Source organism: Candidatus Erwinia haradaeae (assembly GCF_900698985.1).
GTDB lineage: Bacteria > Pseudomonadota > Gammaproteobacteria > Enterobacterales > Enterobacteriaceae > Erwinia_E > Erwinia_E haradaeae_B.
In genome coordinates this window covers 920079-939938 of record NZ_LR217730.1, presented here as the reverse complement: position 1 = coordinate 939938, position 19860 = coordinate 920079, and the positions used below count along the sequence as shown (strand labels likewise).

General features: G+C 28.5%; 8 protein-coding genes and 1 pseudogene. 3 read left to right on the top strand and 6 right to left on the bottom strand.

The features are described 5' to 3' along the window. Positions 1-210 precede the first annotated feature (210 nt). On the bottom strand, positions 211-1383 hold the full coding sequence (metK, locus tag ERCIPSPA2889_RS02950; RefSeq protein ID WP_157989341.1) for a methionine adenosyltransferase: 1173 nt from the start codon (positions 1381-1383) through the stop codon (positions 211-213). 1500 nt (positions 1384-2883) lie between these two features. Here metK and ERCIPSPA2889_RS02945 point away from each other — a divergent pair. Both ERCIPSPA2889_RS02945 and bioD read left to right on the top strand, forming a co-directional pair. Continuing rightward, positions 2884-5001, top strand: coding sequence for a hypothetical protein (locus ERCIPSPA2889_RS02945; protein WP_157989340.1), 2118 nt, complete (start codon positions 2884-2886; stop codon positions 4999-5001). Positions 5002-7202: 2201 nt separating this feature from the next. Then, positions 7203-7889, top strand: a complete 687-nt coding sequence (gene bioD, locus ERCIPSPA2889_RS02940) for a dethiobiotin synthase (RefSeq protein ID WP_157989339.1) — start codon at positions 7203-7205, stop codon at positions 7887-7889. Between the two features lie 2036 nt (positions 7890-9925). On the opposite strand, the gene ubiB is transcribed toward bioD, so the two are convergent. From ubiB to rpmE, 5 genes are all read right to left on the bottom strand, one after another. Continuing rightward, positions 9926-11557: a ubiquinone biosynthesis regulatory protein kinase UbiB gene (gene ubiB / locus ERCIPSPA2889_RS02935; protein WP_157989338.1), complete on the bottom strand. Its 1632-nt coding sequence runs from the start codon at positions 11555-11557 to the stop codon at positions 9926-9928. Next, positions 11554-12165 (bottom strand): ubiquinone biosynthesis accessory factor UbiJ, encoded by a 612-nt coding sequence (locus ERCIPSPA2889_RS02930; protein WP_157989337.1) that lies wholly within the window; start codon positions 12163-12165, stop codon positions 11554-11556. The genes ubiB and ERCIPSPA2889_RS02930 overlap by 4 nt, the downstream gene beginning before the upstream one ends. A 16-nt stretch (positions 12166-12181) precedes the next feature. After that, a complete protein-coding gene (ubiE, locus tag ERCIPSPA2889_RS02925; RefSeq protein WP_157989336.1) occupies positions 12182-12937 on the bottom strand; it encodes a bifunctional demethylmenaquinone methyltransferase/2-methoxy-6-polyprenyl-1,4-benzoquinol methylase UbiE in 756 nt (251 codons plus the stop codon). Positions 12938-14471: 1534 nt separating this feature from the next. Continuing rightward, entirely contained in the window at positions 14472-15878 is a 1407-nt protein-coding gene (gene rmuC, locus ERCIPSPA2889_RS02920) for a DNA recombination protein RmuC (RefSeq protein ID WP_232037620.1), read from the bottom strand. 791 nt (positions 15879-16669) lie between these two features. After that, positions 16670-16885, bottom strand: coding sequence for a 50S ribosomal protein L31 (gene rpmE / locus ERCIPSPA2889_RS02915; protein WP_157989335.1), 216 nt, complete (start codon positions 16883-16885; stop codon positions 16670-16672). A 1558-nt stretch (positions 16886-18443) separates the two neighbouring features. Here rpmE and proP point away from each other — a divergent pair. After that, a pseudogene (gene proP / locus ERCIPSPA2889_RS02910) lies at positions 18444-19814 on the top strand (glycine betaine/L-proline transporter ProP); the annotation flags it as partial. Between the last annotated feature and the right edge of the window lie 46 nt (positions 19815-19860).

Sequence of the window (19860 nt, the reverse complement as noted above, 5' to 3'; positions counted from 1 at the left end):
AAGATGCTTCAGTATTCTAGTATTTTTTAATAGAATGTTCATCACCCATCAATTTTATTATTTATTTCAGAATGCTGTCACTTCTGTATACATTCTATATAATACAGTATAATGATTAGTTTAATTACTATATTAAATATAGATATGTTTTTTGAGTTTTATAATTTCTGAAATTTATATAAATTTTAAGAGGCACAGAGATTTAACAATTTATTCTATTGAAGTAAGACTCTTTAGCCCAGATTCTTCCCGTAGCTGAATAGCTTTGTCGGTTTTTTCCCATGGAAACTGTTCACGACCAAAATGACCATAAGTAGCGGTTTCACGATAGATCGGGCGAAGCAAATTTAACATCTGAATAATACCGTATGGTCTTAAGTCAAAGATTTTACGTACTAATAGAATTAGCGTTTGAGTTTTTATTTTTTCGGTACCAAATGTTTCTATCATAATTGAGGTTGGTTCAGAGATTCCTATAGCATAAGAAATCTGAATTTCACACTTTTCGGCAAGTCCGGCAGCAATAATATTTTTTGCGACATATCGTGCTGCGTATGCAGCAGAGCGATCAACTTTTGAAGGGTCCTTGCCAGAGAATGCTCCGCCACCATGACGAGCCATGCCGCCATAAGTATCTACTATAATCTTACGACCAGTTAATCCGCAGTCAGCCATTGGGCCGCCTATAACAAAGCGACCAGTGGGGTTAATATAGTACTTTATAGTGTTGTGTATCCATTTTTGTGGCAGAATAGGCTTGATAATTTCTTCCAGTACTGCCTCTTGAATATCTTTTTGTAAGATTTCTTCTGAATGTTGAGTGGAGAACACAACCGTATCAATGCCAATAATCTTTCCGTCTTCGTACTGAAATGTGAGCTGACTTTTTGCATCTGGACGAAGCCAGGGCAGCGTTCCGTTTTTTCTAACTTGAGATTGTCTCTGAACCAGTCGATGTGCATAAGTTACTGGCGCTGGCATAAGAACATCTGTTTCATTGGTTGCATATCCAAACATTAACCCTTGATCACCAGCCCCCTGTTCAACTGGGTTAGGGCGATTGATGCCCTGATTAATATCGGGTGATTGTTTACCAATAGCGTTTAGTACAGAACAAGAATTTGCATCAAACCCCATATCAGAATGAATATAGCCAATATCTCGAATGCTCTGTCGGGTAATTTCTTCAATATCTACCCAGGCGGTAGTAGAGATTTCACCGCCAACCATAACCATACCTGTTTTTACATATGTTTCACAGGCTACCTTGGCTTGTGGATCCTGTTCAAGGATGGCATCTAGCACAGCGTCAGAAATTTGATCAGCAATCTTATCAGGATGCCCTTCTGATACTGATTCGGACGTAAAAAGATATGTAGACATGTTTTTTCTATACCTGAGAGCTAGTGTGGTAGCAATTACACTAAAAATTATAACATATTAAAACACACAGATCTTAGATGTATGAACAATATATTTAGGATATAACATCTTTAAATTGATATTAATGAGTTTGAGTATAATTAGTTTAATTTTGGGTGTAGTAATTTTAAAATTTTAAACAGTAAAGGATCTTATGATCTGTATCGTATTACTTTAATGAATATGACATACATAACTAGTTGAGTGATGGACTTTGATTGTTATGAGGTAATGAGTGTCCTCAAAGTTATTAATTTTATTAGAAACACTATAATGATATGTTAAAATTTAATTTTTTATAGTTCTTAAAATTCTAAATTCTATTCTTATATTATTTATAATATCTGGTTTTTAAAATAAGTAAACATGTATAATATTATATTATATATGTGATATTTTTTATTATAGACACTAACTGCATGATATAGTGTTTAGATTATATAATCGGATATGACATATGAACATACCAGGGCTATATTGTTTACAATATAGCCCTGGTAATAAAATTATTTTTAATATTCTTATCTATTATTTATAATATCATAAATATTATAATCATAATTTATTTACATTATGTTTATAATTAAATTATAAACATAATGTAAAGTGTAATGATCGCTTCAACTAAATTCTATTTAGAAGGTATTTTTAAGTGTTTGATAATCATTTGAATATTTACTATTCTAATATCTCCTCTATAAATTTTTTTAAAATTAACATTACAAGATTACTATTTATCAGTCACAATTGTTATTGTGGTTCTTTTAGTGATAGAGATGATATATTTTATGATAACAATTACTTGTGATTATCAGATTCAATGAATTTATTTATTAAATTTTATTTATAAGAGGGAATTAATGTTTCTAATATAGGGGTAATATTTCTTGAATAGATGTTATTATAAAACCTATATACTTATATTATACCATTGCTAAATAGTATTTAAAATTGTATCAGTTTTTAATTAACAAATAAGATACAAATTTAATGGTATTAGTTACTAAAAGTTTTTTTCTTCTAGTAAAAATACAATCACAGTAATTATTATATTAAAAATTTAAAATATGCTTTTTAGTTATATAAGGTTATTTAATACCTATTTCAATCAATATATCTATATTAATTTTAATGACTATTTATTTATTATGACACTAGATTATAACAGATTCTGTTGGTTAATTCTGAACAATTAGAGATCAAGTGTGAAACATTATAAATAAAGATAGCATATATATGTTAACTTCATACATCTTATTTATACAAATATGAAATAAGAATTATTAAATAATAGTTATATGTAGTTAATAAATTTACGTAATTATAGATTTTATCAGGCTTTCTCGAAGGGCATTATGTTTTATGAAATTTTTTAATGCAATAATTAATAAATGTTGTAAGTACACTCATTATATTTTCTATTTGTTATTTTTTTTTAGTGCAATTCCTTTAGTTTTTGCCATGGATATACCAATATTACCCAAAGAGGAATCTTCCGATGATGTATTAAAAACACAATTAGCATCTCCTGCTGATCCTGAGTCTCATGTAGTATATGCCATCTCTTCTAATGGAGAAGTCGCAGGAGGATATTCTTCTATTCAGGAATACCAGAGGCAAGCTTCTGTTTGGTCTGGCTTATCTTGGTTACATCCAACTAAATTAGGCACATTAAAATCTGATAATACAGGAATGGCAAGCATATTAGCTTTATCTGCTGATGGAAAAATAGCGGGAGGTTATTCCACTCCTGTTAATACAGATTCCCGCCATGCAGTGATATGGTCTGGGGATAACTGGAAAACAGCAACTGATATAGATAGTAAGAGATCGAATCACGCTATAGTCTCTGAAGTATCTTCTTTGTCTGCTGATGGAAAAATAGCAGGAGGCCACTCGAGTGCAAATGATAAAGATTTGCTTACGGGCGCGATTTGGTCTGGTGATCATTGGGGGACTTATACTAATGTTGGAATGGATATAGAACATGCCGAATATCCTATATACTCTGGGGTGTCAGTATTATCGGGTGATGGAAAAGTAGCGGGGGGATATATGAGCCGCAACAGACATGCTTCGCATGCGATTATTTGGTCTGGTGATAATTGGGAAAAAAAGACTATTGTTGATAGATCATCTTCTGATAGTGTTTTTGATAAACTGTTTAACAATTCTGTATCTGAGGTATTAGCTTTATCTTTTGATGGAAAAATAGCAGGTGGGTTTAGGATTAATGAAAAACAAGTTCCTCAAGCTACTGTGTGGTTAGGTGATAATTGGGTAAAACAAGTTAATTTAGGTACACTAAGTAGCAATGCCTCCGGGGAATCTAAAGTCTTATCTCTTTCTCCTGATGGTCTAATAGCAGGTGGATATTCTAGTGTTAATGCACACAGTTCTGTGTGTCATGCAATTATTTGGTCTGGTAAAGATTGGCAAGATAAAATTGATTTAGGTACATTAAAAAATGATCTTTCTGGATCTTCTGAGATCTTTTCTTTTTCTCCTAACGGAAAAATCGCTTTCGGGGAATCTGATACAGATGATAGAGTAAAGCATCCATTTTTATTTAGAGTACCGCGAGAGGTTTCTCCTTCCTTGCCGATCAATTCTGTTGGTTCGAAAAAATTAATTGAAGATAAAAATATACATATGATGAAACCATTTTTGGTTGATTCCATTAATACCCGCTCTGCTATCAGCCAAGTTTCTGCTGATACTTTTACACTAATTAAATCACAAGAGCATACTTTAACAAATTTACAGAAAGGATGCGTTGCTGGAGATAACCGGTTATGTTGGTTAATCTATACTAAACCTGCAACGTTTATGATGAAAAATGTCACACCTGTGGTCAATTTAGGATATGGAGTTACAGAAACATTTTCTCTGGGAGGTGTTATTACACATCCATTATCTCGTTATTTTCCTGATAGCTACAAAATGAATGGAAACAATCTTGGATTTGGGTTATATGCTGACTGGCATGCGCCTAAAAGATTCGGAGAAATCTATTTCCGTCCGGCTATATCTGTTAGTCAGTATGAAGTTGATATTGAACGATTTGCATTACCTCACACTGAACATGGCCGAGGTAATAGTACGCTAAATGGATTTAGTTCATCTGTAGAATGGGGAGGTGGAAACCCTATTATTAGTCAAGCTGTTTTATTTTTTTGGCATACAGGTTTACGTTATAACCATTTTTCTCGTAATGCATATCAAGAAGATGATATGATTACTCTTCCTGTGTCCTATAATAGGATTAATCATAGTAATGCACGTGGAGATCTTGGAGCTGACATTCGAGTTTCGATTGTGCGTCATTTGATATGGCTTTCTGGGATTAAAATAGAGCATATCCTTAAGGAGAATGATTTAATATCAAATTCCAGTATTTATGAAACTAGCCGTCTTGGTATTCGTGATAGTTCACCAAAAACCTCTACTACTTTAAAGAACGGGATGGTGTATACATTAAGTAATAATATTTCTATATCTATATTTGAATCAATGATTCCGGGCACTTCCGGGCATGAGAATTGGAAGTTTTCTTGTAGTTTAACCGGAACATTTTGATATTTATTGTCTATATATTAAGAAGACTCATAAGATATCATAATGAATATACATCATTATCAGGTATGTATGGTTTTTTTATTATTCCTTTGTCAATTTAAAATGACTAATATATTGATAGTGGAGTCAAATAAAAATTTTTTATAGATCTTTAAAAGATACTCAAGTATTGCGTAGCATTGTATTATACCAACCCATGAATATAGGTAGATAAATGATTTGTATCCAAGTTAATTAGCACCCTTTATATATGAGTAAGTGATAGTTTATCTAGTTTTTGCTATTTTAGGTGTAGCTTGGTTATTATTAGTTTGTACATGAGGTGTTTCCTTTGTTTTTATGCTATGGTTTTTTTATTGTTATCATTTAAAATTTTATTTTTGTAAATGATCATGTGGGAGATTTTCTAGACGACTGTTGTAGATATAGAAAAATTTATATATGTTAATTTATTTTTTACTATTTAACAATAATTAATGAGAGGTTGTAGATAGAATATAGAAGTTATTAAATTATTTTCATAAAATATTATTTACTGGTTCATTTTTAGTGCTTACATGTGATGTTAAGCTAAAAACAATGTTTTAAAATATAATTTTTTCATTAGTTACTTTATCATAATGTAATGATTACATATCATAGTCTATCCATGTTATGATTATATAATAATCTTCTCTATAATATATTAATGTTATTTTATATTATTAGTATTTTACTAGGCATATCATATTTTATATAGTTTTTTAGTAAAAACTAATAACTTTTTGATTTTTTTCAGCGGATGGCATATGTCAAATAGTATTGATATTTATCGTTATTCTTAAAGAGATATTCGGTATTATGTAAGTAGTTTTTCATTTATTATGCTCATCATCATTCTTTACGGTACGAATGATGAGTTTTATTTTTTTTGATTAAATATATAATATGTATTATTTTAGAGACGCGCATGATTGAATCATGATTGATTATTTATATGAGTAAATTTGGAGAGAGCATAAGATATATGGTATTTTTTATTTTTAGAGGTTATTTATTATGTAGTTTTTTCTAAAAATAATTATTATAGTTTTTAGATTTTTTAATTAAATTACGATTGTTATTAATATATTCTCATTCACCTAGGATTGGTGAATGAAATTTATTTATATTGTAGTGATATTTTGTTTAATGATTTACAGAGGTCATCTGTTTATAGAGATGTTTTTACATGTTATGAATAACTATTATAGGGTAATGTAAATATAAACAATATATTTATAGTGGTATAAAATTATATTCATTATGGTATAGATATTAATTTTGTATTTATAAAATCAATTCAAGAATAAGTTATATTTTTACTAGAGGTTCAGGATTTATTTTTTACAATCATGTGATCATAAAAATTAAAATTAAATGGTTTTGTAGGTATTTTTAGTTATTAAGTAAAATTTAAGAGAGAGATCTGATTTTAGCTCTGACCTGAAGAGAATAAGGTTTTATTGTGATGCCTTTAAATATCATTAATGTTTTGTTACATTGATATTAGTAATTTCGGTTCTCTTAAAATTTTGAAAGATAAAATAATATATATATAATCTTAGGCAATCAGAAAGTGCTTGATAAAGTAGTGAGATTGATAATAATCAAGTCATTAAAGTGTTTATCTAATTTTAGATAAAAGATAATTTAGATCGATATAATAATAGACATATATAATTATTAATTATTTTAATATATTAAATAAGTATAGCATATAACATATGAATATAGCTAAAGATAATCAAGCGGTGCATTGTTAATATCTAAAAAAAATAATGAATCTAGTTCAAATTATATTAATATATTGTATATTTTAAATTATATTAATTTTTGTGAATTATTAACTAACATCGTATGAAATATTATTGATTTTTCTATAAAGATTTATTAATATTACATAATCTTTTTGTTTTAAACATTATTGATGAATTTTTTGAGATTTTTTCAATTAAATTGCATTTACTATGAAGTAAAATTAATAAAATATATTTATTAAATATTATTTAATACTTCATACTAGATACATACAGTCTCTAAATTACTTTTATTTACCTAGTAATAAAAACTTTTAAAGATAGTTTTCAAAAACCGATTAAGGGGCTTAATTATAGAACTAGTTACAAGTAAGATAATTATTTTAAATAGTTCAAAGCTTTATTTTTCGGGGTACATTGATCATGACTCAATATTTTTTTATTACTGGTACCGATACTAACATTGGTAAAACTATAGTAACATGTGCTTTATTGCAGGCTGCTATCCGTGCCGGTTATCTTGCTGCAGGATATAAACCAGTGGCGTCAGGGTGCACGCTCACATCTGATGGACTTCGTAATCGCGATGCATTAGCACTAATGAATAATAGTAATGTACATATTAATTATGATCAAGTAAATCCATATCCATTTAGATCTCCAACTGCGCCACATTTAGCTAGTCAAAAAGAAGGTAAAAAAATTGATTTTAGTATGCTGTCAGCAGGGTTACTAGCATTAGGATCGATCGCCAACTGGGTTGTAGTGGAAGGAGCAGGTGGCTGGTTAACACCATTGGGGGAAAAATATAGCTATTCTGACTGGGTTATTATGGAAGACCTTCCAGTAATTTTAGTTGTTGGACTAAAATTAGGTTGCATTAATCACGCATTACTTACAGCCAATGTTATTCGTCAAACGGGGCTAAACTTTCTTGGGTGGATTGCTAACCATCCTATCAAAAATAGTTATTATCTTCAGGATTATCTGATAGTACTAGAAAAACGTTTAAATATTCCTTTACTAGGAGTAATTCCGTGGACTAAGAATGCAATGGATGCGCCTCTTTTTAACTATCTCAATCTGTCTGTTTTAGAAAAATCTTATTGAGTATTAGTATGAGTGTGATGTTGTTTACAGTGCCAATATAATAAGGGGTGATTATATAATAAAATTATATTGAAAATTATTTTATTTCTGGATGATATAATAATATTATCTTTAATTGGATATGAATAATAGTTTATGAAATATTTTTTTATTTAGTCCTTCTATGAATAGAATAAATTATTTTTATATGATTTATTTGATATAATGTAATAATAAAATTATAAAAAACCATCACATAAAATATAAATTTTTTTCATTTTTTTTAGATGCGTTTAATTATTTTTTAAGTTTAGAGATTTATTATTCTATTAAAGTTTTTTGTATAGAAGTTTATATTATCATCAATAAGTATTAATGAGATCTCAAGTTTGTGTTGAATTTTTATATATTTTTATATTAGATTGTGTCTATCATATATAAAATGCCAAAAAAAATTCAGGTCATCTCAATTAGATAAAAGAAGAGATGTTAAATCATTTTAGTATGTTTTTATAGTGAGTTTTAAAAGATCGCATAATTTTTAAAAATTACCGATATTTTAATTATAAGAGAGGCGCTTTATTCTAATAAGAATATGCTTTTTGTAGAATAGCATAACAAAACAATGGCAAAATATTAATAAATATATCTCTTAAGGACTGTGTGTGCATATATATTTATTATATAACATAATAGGTATATTAGATACTTAGGGTATTTCGATATGTTTTGATTAAACATAATTAATTTTTATTTATGAAGAGTGTCATAATGTAATGGAGGTGTTATTGATTAATAGACTTATTAGTAATTATTAACAAGGTATTTAAGTTTTATATTTTTTTTAAAAATTGGGGAGATTCTTAGTATATAAAAGTATAATATAAAAATATAAAAATATTATTTATTTTTTTCATTAATACAATACTACATTAATACAATACTATAAAGTAACATATTATAAGATTATAGTAATATGATTATAAAGTTTCGGTACACTAGAATGACTTTTATGTTTTTTTTGAGAGAAAAATTTTGTTTTTAAATCTATTTTGCAACAACAGTTTTTATCATTCTTCTTATAGATAGATAGAGATAAATATAACAATACGATATTAGTTTTAATTCAATAATGCGTAATGATACTGTCATTATAATGACTGGATTTAATACATTTATTTTGCATTTATGCTTCAGATTATAATAAATCATTAACAGCATTTTGGATCAGAACTATTTATGTAATTTATATTGTTATTATTTTTTTTGAGATTAGATCTTGAGATGACTTCATATGATTCTGAAATATTTAGATCACTGTACAATAAGATTATAATCAGAATATGTAATTTTTAATTTCTATTTTATAATAGATCATTAATTTTTTATATATTATCCTAATAATAACTTAATTATTAGGTACTCTATAGAGTTTTTTATTATAATATGTATGATCAATTATAAGTGATATTTTAAGTGTTCATTACTGATTTCATGTATACGATGTGATCTTGTTTTATATATTAATCATTGAGATCACTTTTAAGATTAATATTTAGTAATAAGAATTATATTAGAACATAGTGCTTAATATAATATTGTTTATCTATCTAAAATACATAAAATACTCAGGATATAGATCTCATCTTAAAGATAATGAATCTTAATGAGTATAATTTAACTTAGGTATAGCATAGAATGCTTCTATTAAATATAATAAAAATTATGTATAAAAAATATAAAAATATATTAGATAGTGCGCATATGATAAAGTAAAATAATTTTTATTAAATTCAACTGGTGTCGTTAGATTTTATAACTGTAATAGTGGTTATATTTAGGAATAAATTATATAAACTCTGTTTATAGATATATTTATTATGCTATGTAATATTTATTTTATATCTATAAAATAGTAAGTGCATAGAATAATAGAATTTAATGTAAATTAAAATTAGCATAAAATATTTTAATAGCGCATGCAATATAGTAATAGTTTTTGTTCTTTTATTTTTTTATTTTGTTATTAGTAATAATATACTAGGTGTTTCTCGAGCTTAATAGTTAATAAACCATTTTAGAAAACTAGCAGAGATGAGAATAATAGCAAAAAAATCCCATTCTGGACGAAAAACGAGAACAGCCGTTCCACTTAGCAATATAGTTTGATTAAAAGTTAGCCAATAATGACTGGGATATTTATTTAAAGACGATATTGTTAAATTTTTTGTTAAATTATCTTTATGATATTGTAGTTGTATTTTTTTATTTTGTAGAAGAGTTTCATATAATAGATCTGGTAATTCAGATAAACGTATAGCCCATATTGGTGTATATTTTTTTAATTCATGAAAAACGGAAGAAAGACCAATTTGACTTTGAATCCAGTCTTCAAGAAAAGGTTTAGCTGTTTTCCAGAGATCTAGATGCGGATCGATTTGTCGACCTAGCCCCTCGACATAAAGTAATGTTTTCTGAAGCAATATTAACTGTGGTTGTATTTCCATATTAAAGCATCGAGCTGTATGAAAAAGTTGAACTAAGATATTTCCAAAAGAAATATCTATCAAAGGTTTTTGAAAAATAGGTTCACAGACACGACGAATTGCGAACTCAAAATCTATTAAGTTAGTATTAGGTGGCACCCATCCTGAATCTATATGTAATTCTGCAACTTTATGATAGTCTCTATTAAAAAATGCAATAAAATTTTCTGCTAAATAGTATTTATCTGATTTGTTTAACGTACTAACGATCCCGTAGTCGATTCCTATATATTGCGGGTTCTCGGGATGTTCATAGCTAATAAAGATATTACCAGGGTGCATATCGGCATGAAAAAAACTATCCCGAAAAACTTGATTCAAGAAGATTGTGACACCCCTTTCAGCTAAGAGCGGCAAATTAACACCATGTCGTTTTAACAGTCTAATGTTAGAAACAGGAATTCCATAAATACGCTCCATTACTAAAACATTTTCACTACAATACAGTGGATAAATTTTTGGTACATATAATATGGGACTGGTCTCAAAATTACGACGTATTTGAATCGTATTGGCTGCTTCATGTAATAGATTAAGTTCGTTGAGTAATGTACTTTCGTAGTTTGAAACGATTTCTAAAGGTTTTAGGCGTTTAGCGTCAGGAAAAAAATATAGTAACCATTTAGCTAATCGATATAGCAATTGTAAATCTGCTTTTATTACTGATGATATATTCGGCCGAATAACTTTGATAATTACTTTCTGTCCATTTTCTTTTAATATCGCAGTATGTACTTGCGCAATTGATGCTGTAGCTAATGGAACGATATTAAAGTTATCAAATTTATCTGAAATAAGCATATTTAATGAGGATTCAATTAATTTTAATGCTTCTTTCCCATCGAAGGGAGTCACATTATTCTGAAGCATTGCTAATTGATCAATAATTTGTATTGGAAGGATATCACGACGGGTAGATAGCATCTGACCAAATTTTATCCATACAGGGCCTAATCTTTCTAAAGCAGAACGTAAACGAAGACCTAAAGATTCTCTTGTATTTTTTTTTGGTATCCAAAATGTGCATTTACAAAATAGTTTCATGGGTTTTGATAAATGCGTTTGTGGAATGAGATCATTCAGATTATAACTAAGAAAAATATGGATAATATGATACAGGCGACATAATTCACCAAAGGTCATGATATCTCCAAAAGGCGAATACGATTGTCGAATATATCTAAAGTATTTCGATATTCTTCTATTTCTGTAATCAACCAGGATATTTCAATAGATCCTGGTGATAAGCGCCACTCTTCAATGATAGCCTGTGATAAACATTCTTGTTTGCGTTTTATCGCATAATGCATTAGCGTATAATGATTACACAAAAGTCGACTAACACTCTCTGCAATGATATCTCCAGTCCATGGGGAGAGATACTCTCCTAGATCAAACTCTATATTATCTAATGCTAGCGTTTCTAAGAATATTTCTATAATCCGCAGATCACCTGTTACTTCTAATTTTTCGCTATGCAGTAGCGTAATGAATTCTTGATAATTATATAGATTTAGTAATGTAGGTAAGGTAGTAGTCAGCGTACAGTCTGCGGTACCCTTGTAGCGATTAAAGATTTTTACTTTATTTTTACTAAAAATGAATACCATTGATAAATTTATCTCTTTTACTATCAGTGATAAGCTATGACCACAAAGATGTCTCTGTGTAGATTCAAGGGCCTGTTCGCGATAAATAATGGAATTAATGATCTTTTCTAATATTATCGTCATAATTGTAAGAAAGCTCATATCTATCCTTATCTTTTTAAAACTTAAACCCTCGGTGTAATGCAACAATACCACCTGTAAGATTTTTATAGCTAGTTTCACGAAATCCAACATCTATCATGATTCTTTTTAGAGTTTCTTGATCAGGGTGAACATGAATGGATTCTGCCAAGTAACGATAACTGTGTGAATCTTGTGCTATGAGCTTTCCGAGGAACGGTAGGACCTGAAAAGAGTAAATGTTATAAATTTTATTTAATAAGGCAGATTCTAGTTTAGAGAACTCTAAAATTATGAGACGTCCACCTATTTTGAGAACCCGAAACATAGAAGTAAGCGCTTGATTACTTGCAGTGACATTACGTAAGCCAAACGCAATAGTTATACAATCGAATGCTTTATCTGGAAATGGTAAATTTTCTGCATTTGCTTGTATATATCGTACGTTTCTAAGAATTCCTTTGTTCCGCAATTTTTTTCGGCCTTCTTCTAACATTGAATTATTAATATCAGCTAAAATAACTAACCCATTCTTTCCTACTAAATTTGAAAAATGTGCTGTCAGGTCACCAGTACCACCTGCTAAGTCTAATACATAATGCCCAGGCTTGACACCGCTGTACTGAATAGTCAAACGCTTCCAAATTCTATGAATACCTAATGACATTATATCGTTCATGAGATCATATTTGGATGCTACAGAATGAAAAACATTACCAACTAGATTAGTTTTTTCTTCTTTATCAACTGTTTGATATCCAAAATGGGTAGTATTTTTTGATTTATTCAGCATGTGTTCAGCCTTCTTTAATTATTTAATCTTTTATATGTCTAAAGATAAATCAGAAAACGTAATCAATTGACTATATCTATGTTTGTCTAATATTTAATTAAAATATATCATGTAATTGCAGTAATTATACATTAGGTTTAGTAATGAGCGTTCTAGAAGATTAAGTGATATTATTCTGGTTATTTACCTCTAGAGCTCAAAATTTTTTTAAGCATACAATATTTATCATAGAATATATTGCCTAAAATTGTCTAGTTTATGTTTAGGGATATTTCGTCATTCTCTACATCATATCACTTTAATATTAATTATATCTATTTTTATCCAGTATTACAGTTTTTATAGTATTAGCAATATAGCATTTATATTTTTAATGCGATTAATTAAATTTTTGAGCTTGGTGTGAGAATAGTCTACGTATCTTTATTGAAAAATAGGGGGAATTATTTCAGTTAAGAAATGATTCTTACATAAGATATTAAATTAGAATAGATCACATTAGATATATCAGAATAATGTTTTTTTAATGTGCTAAAGATGGTGACGATGTAGTTGAATCTAAAACTGTATATTTTTTTGTTGCTCGTGATAGAGTTAAATAATGCGTATAGATTTCTTGGAATAATGACAAGAGTTTTTATGTATCCTAATTGTTTTTTGTAATTTTAGAATATATCTACATGCAATTACTAGAATGACTAGATGGATATTTTACTAGGATGCATGTTTGTGTATAGAAATATATTTCTATATGTTGTGCTATAGATAGTAATCTATTATTTACTAGTTATTGAGTAATATGTTTTATCAGCATGCTATACTTAGCATTAGTTCATATATTTATTGTTTTTAATATAATCTAATATTATATAATGTTGTCCATGTTAGAGAAGTATAAAAGATTACATCATAGAGATAGATACAATAAGTGTGATTTTTTTATATTATTAAATAATTTCCGTAAATTAACATTAAGATTTGTTTTCACTATAGAACAGTATAAAGGGTAAATTTAGATAGCTAGATGAGTCTGTTAAAATATATAGTATTTTGTTTAATATTTCTGAAAGAATTTTGATAAAATACTAGAAGTAATATCATTGAATATAATATGTATGTAATGCAATATTCTAAGAATAAGTAGGTATGTCTATAAGACATGCGAACTCTATAGAAAATTCTTTATAGTTGTTGCTGAAAAACTTTTGGACTGGAATGTTTCTAAAAGTGTAATATATCTATAATAGGTGTCTTGAGGTAACTAATCTAGGTAAAATTATTGTAGATTTTTTATGTTTTATTGTAAAAAGTAACATTTATATAATTATATTATTGCATAATAATAATTATATTATTGCATAATAATATATTATTTATCAGATCCTTGAGATATAAAATATATTTTAGTGATGAATTAATATTAATAAGGATAAATGCAATATAAAAGGAGGCATTAGAACAATTATTTATGTTATGCATGAATAAACGATTAATTATAATTACAGTTCTAGCAGTTCTTGAAAATCTTGCTTGCTTAAGAATCTTCGGGTATAGCTTTTTTTGCTAGCTCCGGATTGATTGGTCGTGTTATTTGTATGCCCATTTTACGAAAACTTTCAGCTTGAGCTATTAAATTACCCCGTCCTTCTGATAGCTTCTTCATGGCTTGCTGATAGCTGTGTTCAGCTTTATTAAGGCTCAGCCCAATATGAGTCATATCGTCTATAAATAATCGCATTTTATCATATAATTGAGTAGCGCGATAAGCGATGCGCTGTGCATAACGAGTTTGATTTTCAAAATGCCAGAGATTATTAATAGTACGCAATGCCACCAGCAGAGTAGTGGGGCTGACCAACATAATATTTTTCTTAAAAGCTTCATTAATCAGTTCCGGTTGTTTATCTAGCGCAAGAAGAAAGGCTGGTTCTATTGGAATAAACATTAAAATGTAATCTAAAGATCGTAAGCTAGGTAATTTGTGGTAATCTTTTTTATTTAATTCTCGCAAATGTCCGCGAATAGCAGAAATATGTTCTTTAAGAGCAGCTTCTCTCTGTATATCATTAACAGCATTAAAGTAACGTTCATATGCTACTAATGTCATTTTTGAGTCAATAATTACATCCTTACCTTGCGGTAATCGTATTATAACATCTGGTTGCATATACCCATTATTTTCTAGTGGAACATGTATTTGCGTGTGATACTCATGCCCCTCTCTTAAACCGGCAGTTTCTAAAACACGATTGAGAACTATTTCTCCCCAGTTCCCTTGAGTTTTATTATCACCTTTTAATGTTTGCGTTAGCTTGGAGGTTTCTTGAGCCATTTTCTCATTAAGTTGTTGCAGATTACGGATCTCATGCGAAAGAGTGTAGCGCTCGCGGGCCTCTTTTTCTAAGCTTTCTTGAACTTGATGATGAAATCTTTCAAGCTGTTCACGCAGGGGGGCTGTTAAACTTTGTAGGCTTTGGCGATTGTTTTCATCAATACGACGTCCGCTATTTTCGAATATTCGGCTGGCTAGATTTTCAAATTTAGTATTAAGATACTCCTCATTATTAATTACTAGCTGTTGTTGTTTTATAGCAGACATTCTTGCCTCTTCTAGGCGGATTGTCATTTCACGTAATTCGATTTTTTGAGTATTGTTAATATTTCTTTGTATTTGGTTGTCGTGTATTAATTGCTCAGTTTTCCTACGCCAAGAATCTCGGTCTTGTAGTTGTTCTTCAGCAATACTTATAGCGGTATTCAATTTTTGATTTGTTTTTTCATGTTCTTGATTGATAGAATATAAACTTTCTAATTGTTTTTGTAATCCTTGAATTTTATTTTGAGCTAATTGCTCTGCTTGTATAATAATTTGTTTTTTAGATTGTTTATTCGTTTTTGTATTCAGGTAATAAAATATTATTGCAAAAAAACTTGCTAGCATACTCAGTATAAAGAAAAAAATCATACAATATTTTATTATATTGTTCACCTTATTTTCCTTGTGTACAGGCAAGAAGAGATCGACTTATATTAAGAATATTAATATAATTTTATTATAAAATATACTTACTAATGCAACTGAATAGTTCTGGATTAGTATAGATAAATAATTTTATTGTTATGAGAGCATGATAAAATATATGAGGAAATCCAGTGATAAGCATGATGAAAGCAATAATTTAAAAAATAGAATAGTTATTTGATTCTTCTATGAAGAAAACAGTTTTATCTGAGTTAATAGATTATTTGTATAGTAACATGCTCAGTATTGTTATCCTATAAATTCAAGAATATACATATTAATTGTAATCCATATTATAATTAGAGGAGATTAACTAATGATGCGTTTTTATGTAGATATGTTTTAATCAATGTAGATAAAAATGAATTAAATCTAAAAGAAAAACTTATTATAGATAATGTTATTTTAGATGCGATAGATTTTAGATTTTTAACGTGCTTATCGGTAGATTTTTAGTATTTTAATTTTTAAAACGTATTATTATATATTGTATATTATATCGAGAAAAAACCATCAGAACTTAGATAGAACAGCATCGCACTAATACTACTAAATAGTGCGAATTTACTAATATATAATATAGATTTTTATGTTTTTGTTAATTTTAAGTTAAGTATAAAAAATGTAATGATATAATGTAATAATATTAAGCAGTAGGTGTTAAGTATCTTGTATGTTCTTTTTTAATATAGATATATTGCTATATTAAGTTACTTATTTTTATTTGGTATTCCGAAGCGCTTATTAAAGCGATCTACGCGTCCGCCGCTAGCCACATCACGTTGTTTACCGGTATAAAATGGATGACATCGATTACATACGTCTAGAAGCATATTTTGACAGATAGTAGAACGAGTTTGGATCTTATTACCACAAGAACATTTAGCGGTAATATGAGCATAGCTTGGGTGAATATTTTTTTTCATTAGAACACCTTATCTGAGTTTATGATAAATTGATAAATAATAATGCTTAACTATGTAGTTAATTGAAATATGTACATCATACGATACAACATGTAATTATAATTAATGATGAGATCATCTCTGATGAAAAGAATTAAACATAGATAAGATTATTTCTTATTAATTTACGATGAATATTATTAATATAATAAAAAGAATATACAATATAAGAATTATTTAGGTATTTTAGATTATTTAAAATGCTCGATATGTTGATTGACAATCCAAATTTATTAAATACTTAGTATAACATTAATATTATAGTATAACAGTTTAATATATTTTATGAAAGTAATGAGTACTTACCATATGGAGTTCTACTCCATGATTAAGGGTCATAAATATAGGTTTATCTAGTAATAGAATGGATTACTGTTTTATTAGCTTTTTTATGCTACCTTTCTATTATTAATCATGTTAATGAGCTAGACAGTATGCATAAAGCTATTATATGAGAATTATTCATGTTATTAACATTATTATATAAAATTTATATATATCATATATGACAGTGTTATTATAGAGAGATCTGAAAAAATTTGTTATTTGTTAACCTTAGCTCTTTGGTAGTTTAATGATTTTTATTTTTTTAAGTAGTCTTATTGAGATATTATTTTTAATAATATTAAAGAGAAAGAGTATATCTAAAGTTTATACAACAAACGATAGCTTCGTGCAAAAATAATATGGTCTTCTTAAATAGTTTTATAGTGTTTAGTATATGTTTTGTAACTGATTATTTAGAGAGAGAGCCTTTCTTGATGCTGAGAGATTTCTTGAGGGATTATATAATTAAGGTTAAATTGACTTATCGGTATGATGCTTATTTTTGGGATTTAGATAATAGTTGCTTATTAGATATAACAGATAAATAAATAACATAAGTTCTAAGAATATATTCATATCAATGATTATTTTAAAGTGTTATTGATTTATGAATATTTTAATGCAGATTTTTATTATAAAATTAAATAAGATTGTATACTAGGGGATGACGTAAGCATGTGTTTTTTGAATGAACGTAAGTGGGGTATAATTTTATAGGATATTTTAGAAAGAACTCTTTTTGTTAAGATACATAGTAGACTACAGATTAGGTTATTCAAAAGTTTTGCTTAGTATAATTAATTTTTATATATAAAGTCATTTTATAGACATATAATTTAGGTAATGACTATTTTTTTGTGCATTCAAGAATAAAGCGATTGGGTTTTGTTAAGTTCATACTATCAAGCTTATTTTACGCTTATTAGTGTTCACAAAAATAATAGTTGATATCTAACTTCTATTATTATCTGGGCCGATTTAGTTACTATTATTAGAGAGTATAGATATACGCTTAAAGAGCGATTTCTTTTGTTACGTATTCAGCAAAATTATGCAATGATCTATATATAGTAAGATATTAATTATTATTTAGAAAATTTAATTAAAGATAAAAGATTATTATGGATTACAGAAAATAAGATAATCTAGCTTAGATTGTAATGAGTCAATAGATTGCATTAGGATACTGTATATGCCATTAAAAAAAACACACGCAAGGCTTTTTGGATTGCAGGATGTGACAATTATTGATGAGGTTAGATTACGAAAGGTTATTGTAGCAACTGTATTAGGAAATACGATAGAATGGTTTGATTTTAGTATATACGGGTTTATGGCCTGTGAATTAGGACAAGTTTTTTTTTCAGGAATTGATCTCAGAATGCAAAGGATTGCTGTTCTGGCAATATTTTCTTTACCTTTTTTAATTCGACCATTAGGAGGTGTTTTTTTTGGGGTTTTAGGGGATAAGTATGGTCGAAAAAAAATACTTTCTATTACTATTATGATGATGTCAATAAGTACTTCTTGTATCAGTTGTATCCCCTCCTATATCGCTATAGGAATCTGGTCCCCAGTGTTACTTTTGATCTGTAAAATAATACAGGGATTTTCGGTAGGGGGGGAATATATCGGTTCTGCTATTTTTATAGCCGAACATGCACCAGATTCTAAACGTGGATTAATGGGAAGTTGGTTAGATTTTGGTTCAATTGCTGGTTTTTTACTGGGAGCTATCCTAGTTTTGATTGTTTCTTTTTTTACTGATGCGGAGTGTTTTTTAAGCTGGGGGTGGCGTATTTTATTTTTTATGGCACTACCACTTGGCTCTATTGGGTTATATTTACGTTATATGTTAGAGGAAAGCCCTGTATTTCAAGGGAACCTTAAGAAATTGATAATTAGTGATAATGGCGCTGTCCTTTCAGAAAAGAGAGGTTCATATATAAAACTAATCACTCGGTACCGGAGAAGTTTACTTGTTTGCATGGGTCTAGTTATGACAACTAATGTTACATATTATATGTTGCTGGTGTATATGCCTACCTATTTATCGAAGAATTTACATTTTTCAGAGGATAATGGGGTTATGGTTATAATACCTATTATGATAGGTATGCTTTTTTTGCAACCTATTATAGGTTTTATTAGTGATAAGTTCGGTTGTCGCCCATTGGTAATTACAGGTAGTTTTGCTTTGTTGTTTTTTTCTATCCCATGTTTTTTATTAATTAATGCTCATGTAACAGGACTTATATTTTTAGGTTTGTTTATATTAGCGTTTATTCTTAATAGCTTTACCGGTGTGATGGCATCGAGTTTACCAGCGATGTTTCCAGCACATATCCGATGTAGTATCTTGGCTACTGCGTTTAATATTTCTATTCTTATTGCTAGTTTAACCCCAACAATAACTGAATGGTTAGTAGAGGAGACTAAAAACCTGTATATCCCAGCTTATTATTTAATGATTGCAGGAGGTATTGGTGTGTTAACAGGTATTAAGATGCAGGAAACTGCTAATTTACCATTGCGTGGAGATAATCCTATAGTTTCAGATATATATAGTAGGACAAAAAATTATAAAAGCAAACTATAATCGTATAGAA

Bases quoted from the DNA above. Each gene is read 5' to 3' on its own strand.
- bioD (WP_157989339.1), top strand. From the start codon at position 7,203: ATGACTCAATATTTTTTTATTACTGGTACCGATACTAACATTGGTAAA.
- metK (WP_157989341.1), bottom strand. From the start codon at position 1,383: ATGTCTACATATCTTTTTACGTCCGAATCAGTATCAGAAGGGCATCCT.
- rpmE (WP_157989335.1), bottom strand. From the start codon at position 16,885: ATGAAAAAAAATATTCACCCAAGCTATGCTCATATTACCGCTAAATGT.
- ERCIPSPA2889_RS02945 (WP_157989340.1), top strand. From the start codon at position 2,884: ATGGATATACCAATATTACCCAAAGAGGAATCTTCCGATGATGTATTA.
- rmuC (WP_232037620.1), bottom strand. From the start codon at position 15,878: ATGCTAGCAAGTTTTTTTGCAATAATATTTTATTACCTGAATACAAAA.
- ERCIPSPA2889_RS02930 (WP_157989337.1), bottom strand. From the start codon at position 12,165: ATGAGCTTTCTTACAATTATGACGATAATATTAGAAAAGATCATTAAT.
- ubiE (WP_157989336.1), bottom strand. From the start codon at position 12,937: ATGCTGAATAAATCAAAAAATACTACCCATTTTGGATATCAAACAGTT.
- ubiB (WP_157989338.1), bottom strand. From the start codon at position 11,557: ATGACCTTTGGTGAATTATGTCGCCTGTATCATATTATCCATATTTTT.